This window comes from Sulfitobacter sp. 1A12779 (genome assembly GCF_043557315.1).
GTDB lineage: Bacteria > Pseudomonadota > Alphaproteobacteria > Rhodobacterales > Rhodobacteraceae > Sulfitobacter > Sulfitobacter faviae.
In genome coordinates, this window is sequence record NZ_JBIFFU010000055.1 from 1 (window position 1) to 3,662 (window position 3,662).

The following is a 3,662-nucleotide window of genomic DNA, read 5'->3' on the forward strand; positions in this document are numbered from 1 at the left end:
CTGTCACTGCACCCTAATTAATCAGAATCGCGCCTAAAATTGTCCCATAAAATCAATGGCCGCTTGTATCCTTAATTTTCATATTGTACCGTTAATTACCATACTGTACCCTTAATTGCCGTACGGTCGGAACTGTGGATAAGTGTCGACCTGTTGGGGCGGGGGATTTACGTGGCCAGCGAGCGTATTGCGAAACATCGTGCAGCGGTTCTTCGGCCGATCCTGGATCTGGAAAAGAGGGGCGAGCCGATCAGCGCTGCTATCGGTGACGCGGCTTGGGAACTCGGCTTGGCGAAAAGCCACACATGGTCGCTCTACCGGCGTCTGAGAGAGAACGACGCACGTGCCACGGCGTTGGAGTTGGACCGTCGCGGGCCGAAACCGGGGTCGAAACGGATCGCGCAAGACGTTGAAATCATCATCGATGAGAGTCTGCAGCGTTACTATCTGGTTCGCGAGCGCTCGAGCTTTCTTCGCATCTGGCGTGAGATTCGTGCCGAGTGCGAGGCGAAAGGATTTCAACCCCCGACCCGGAAAACGGTCAAAGCCCGTCTCGACGCGATGGATCAGCGAGAGGTCATCAGGAAACGGCGCGGGGCAGAGGAGGCTGACAAGGTCTTTGCCGCGCGTCCCGGGCGTCTTGAAGTTTCAGCCCCGCTGGAAGTCGTTCAGATCGATCATACTACGGCGGACATCATTCTGGTTGATCACGTGAACCGGCGGCCACTTACACGCCCCTTTCTGACGGTAGCCATTGATGTTGCGACCCGGATCGTTCTCGGGGCCTATGTCACCTTCGACGAGCCATCTGTCTTGTCGATCGCCCTGTGTCTCGATCACTGTGTGCGCCGGAAATCGGTGCATGTCCCTGGAACACTGGAAGAGGTGGTTTGGCCGACGGCCGGCATTCCGAAGGCGATCCACGTCGACAATGCACAGGAGTTCCACAGCGATGCCTTCAGAATGGCCTGCGAAGATTGGGGCATAACCGTCGAGTATCGTCCGCTTGGCGGCAAACACTATGGCGGCCATGTCGAACGGCTGATCGGAACGACCATGGGTGCCGTTCATGTGCTGCCCGGGACGACACATTCCTCAATCGTCGAGAAAGGCGACTATAATAGTGAAAAGCATGCAGCCCTGACGCTGACCGAGTTCGAGGATTGGCTTTATCTGGAAATCTGCCGATACCACAATACGGTTCACGAAGCCCTCGGCCGAACGCCGCTGGCTGCCTGGGCTGACCTGGGCGGGGATACTGCGGGGCGACAGGTCGTTGACGTCGAAGCCTTTCGGACAAGCTTCTTGCCCTTCGAGTGGCGCCAACTCGGGCGCACCGGGGTCACGCTCTTCGGGGTCCATTACTGGAGTGATGTCTTCGCGTCGTTGGTCGGACGCAGGCAGGGCAAGGTTCAGGTGAAATACGATCCGCGAGACTTGTCGCAGGTCTGGGTCATCATCGATGATGGCCGCGTGATCCCTGCTCGGTATCGGGATCTGAGCCATCCGCGGATATCGCTTTGGGAAAGTCGTCGTGCGCGGAAAGAATGGCAAGACAAGTATGGGGGGCGGATAAATGAGCGGGGCCTGTTCCATTTGATCGATGCGCAACGGCGGCTGGCTGAGGCGGCACGCCAAAAGACGCGGACCGCCCGGGTCGAAAACGAAAGAGGTGCTCGGCTTCCCCGGCACCAACCGCGTCGCGACCCGTCGCGCGAAATGTTCGCGATTGATACAGGTAATCCTGATCTGCCAACCTATGAGATTGATGAGTTCAATGACCCAAGACGAAAGAATTGACCGTATCCGCGGCGATCACTGGATCGCGTTTGACCGAGCCACCATTGTTCTCAACCGATTGACATCTCTGATGGAAATGCCGCAGCAGAGCCGGATGCCGGGTCTGATGGTCTATGGAAGTTCCGGCATTGGCAAGACGATGATCGCCAAGCGTATGGCGAGCAAATATCCCACTCAATATAACGCGGAACTGGGCATCACGAAAACGCCTATCCTGCTGGTTCAGGCGCCGCCCGCGCCGGACGAGCGGCGGTTCTATCAGCACATCCTGGCAACGATCGGGGCGCCAATGTGGGGCCGCCATACCGTATCCGAGCTCGAGGTCCGTGCGCTCGGTCATCTTCGGGACATGGACCTGAGGATGCTGATGATCGACGAAGTGCATAACCTGCTTGCGGGAAGCTACCGTGAGCAACGCCGTTTCTTGAACATGCTTCGGTTCCTTGCCAACGACCTCTGCGCTTCGCTCGTCGTTTTTGGAGTGAACGAAGCCCTGGAGGCGGTTCGTGGAGACGACCAACTGGCCCGACGGCTGGACGAACACTACCTGCCGCTTTGGGAGGACGACGTAGAGTTCTCTCGCCTGATCCAGACACTGATCGCGGCGATGGCACTTGAGCAACGATCAGGCCTGACGGTCGCATCACTTCGGACGATCCTGAAAGTGACCGGGGGTGTGACCTCGCGCGTGTTCATCATGATCAAGTCCCTGGCTATCGATGCGATCGAGACTGGAGAAGAGCGGATCACGGACGAAGCAGTTCAGGCCTGGCAGCCGGTTTGGACGAAGCACGCGTGGAACATTCCTCGCCAACCCGCCGCTGCATTCGGGTGACCGTCAGACCACTACCGTTCCGGCCACTGCCGGCACGCGATGAGCTCCTGTCCAGCTGGATTGGGCGACTAGCGAAGGCCAATCATTGCTCGGTAGAAGAGCTTTGTGGCTATCTGGGTTTGGGGCAGGGCGGGGTACCAGAGTGTGCGAGTGACTTGCGCGCGGCGAACTGGGCTCGACTATGCGGAGCGGTTCAGCTGTCCCCGGATGAAATCGCTGCCATGTGCTTTCCGGAAGCGATGCATCATTCGCTGCTTATCGTGTCGCGGTATGACTTCCAGCATTGTTGGGCGTGTGTCGAGAAAACGCCCGCTCTGGTTCTTCGGCATTGGCGCTTCGCGTGGTCGCTGACCTGCGAGATCTGTGGTCAATCCCTCGCGGCGAAACATCCAGCCGAAGCCGTATCAGACCGGCTACTTGCGCGCGCTGCACGTGGTGCGCAGTTCCTGGAAACGGCTGTGGCGAGCAAAGATCTCAGGCGGCTGCGCCGGGTGGATTTGACCTTGCATCTCATGGCAGTTCTGAAGATCGGGAACCTGGGGGCGCTCACTTCGGGGAACGAGCGCGAAAGGTTGATGGCGCTTGCCGCGGTTGGTGTAAGCGTGACCCGTCCGATTTTGGGCGTTGCCATCATTCTACGTGGAAACGAACGCATGGTCCTCGAGTTGCGCCGCGCCTTTCCTCAACATCGTCGTTTGATTGAGCGGGTCCGTGGGTTGTCGCTGGAACTCGACCAGCGGCTTCCGGGGCGGAGGGAAACAGAGCATCCGACCGGACAGAAGACGCATGGAACGAGCCGCGCAAGTGCATCCGAGAGCGCTTTGCGAGCAGCCCGTCAGGCCATATCCGAGCTCGGACTCGGCGCAAAACGGGAATCACTTCTGACCCGCGCCGACGCAATCTGGAAACGCTCGAGCGGGACCGAGCACTGACGCGTGTTGCCTGTGGATATATTGTAATTAAGGGTACAAAAACGCCCCAAAATGCCCTGAATCCGCAGAATCTGATTAATTAGGGTACAGTGACA

General features: G+C 58.4%; 3 protein-coding genes. All 3 read left to right on the forward strand.

Features of this window, described 5'->3' with window-relative positions; translation table 11 throughout:
* The first annotated feature begins 171 nt into the window (after positions 1-171).
* Genes ACGYLQ_RS20530 through ACGYLQ_RS20540 form a run of 3 tightly spaced genes read left to right on the forward strand, consistent with a single transcriptional unit; the run spans position 172 to position 3,567 of the window.
* Positions 172-1,800, forward strand: coding sequence for a Mu transposase C-terminal domain-containing protein (locus tag ACGYLQ_RS20530; protein WP_394418830.1), 1,629 nt, complete (start codon positions 172-174; stop codon positions 1,798-1,800).
* Positions 1,778-2,635 carry a TniB family NTP-binding protein gene (locus ACGYLQ_RS20535; RefSeq protein WP_394418832.1) on the forward strand — a complete coding sequence of 286 codons (858 nt, stop codon included), beginning with the start codon at positions 1,778-1,780 and terminating at the stop codon, positions 2,633-2,635. The genes ACGYLQ_RS20530 and ACGYLQ_RS20535 overlap by 23 nt, the downstream gene beginning before the upstream one ends.
* Positions 2,632-3,567 carry a TniQ family protein gene (locus ACGYLQ_RS20540; protein WP_394418845.1) on the forward strand — a complete coding sequence of 312 codons (936 nt, stop codon included), beginning with the start codon at positions 2,632-2,634 and terminating at the stop codon, positions 3,565-3,567. The genes ACGYLQ_RS20535 and ACGYLQ_RS20540 overlap by 4 nt, the downstream gene beginning before the upstream one ends.
* Positions 3,568-3,662 lie beyond the last annotated feature (95 nt).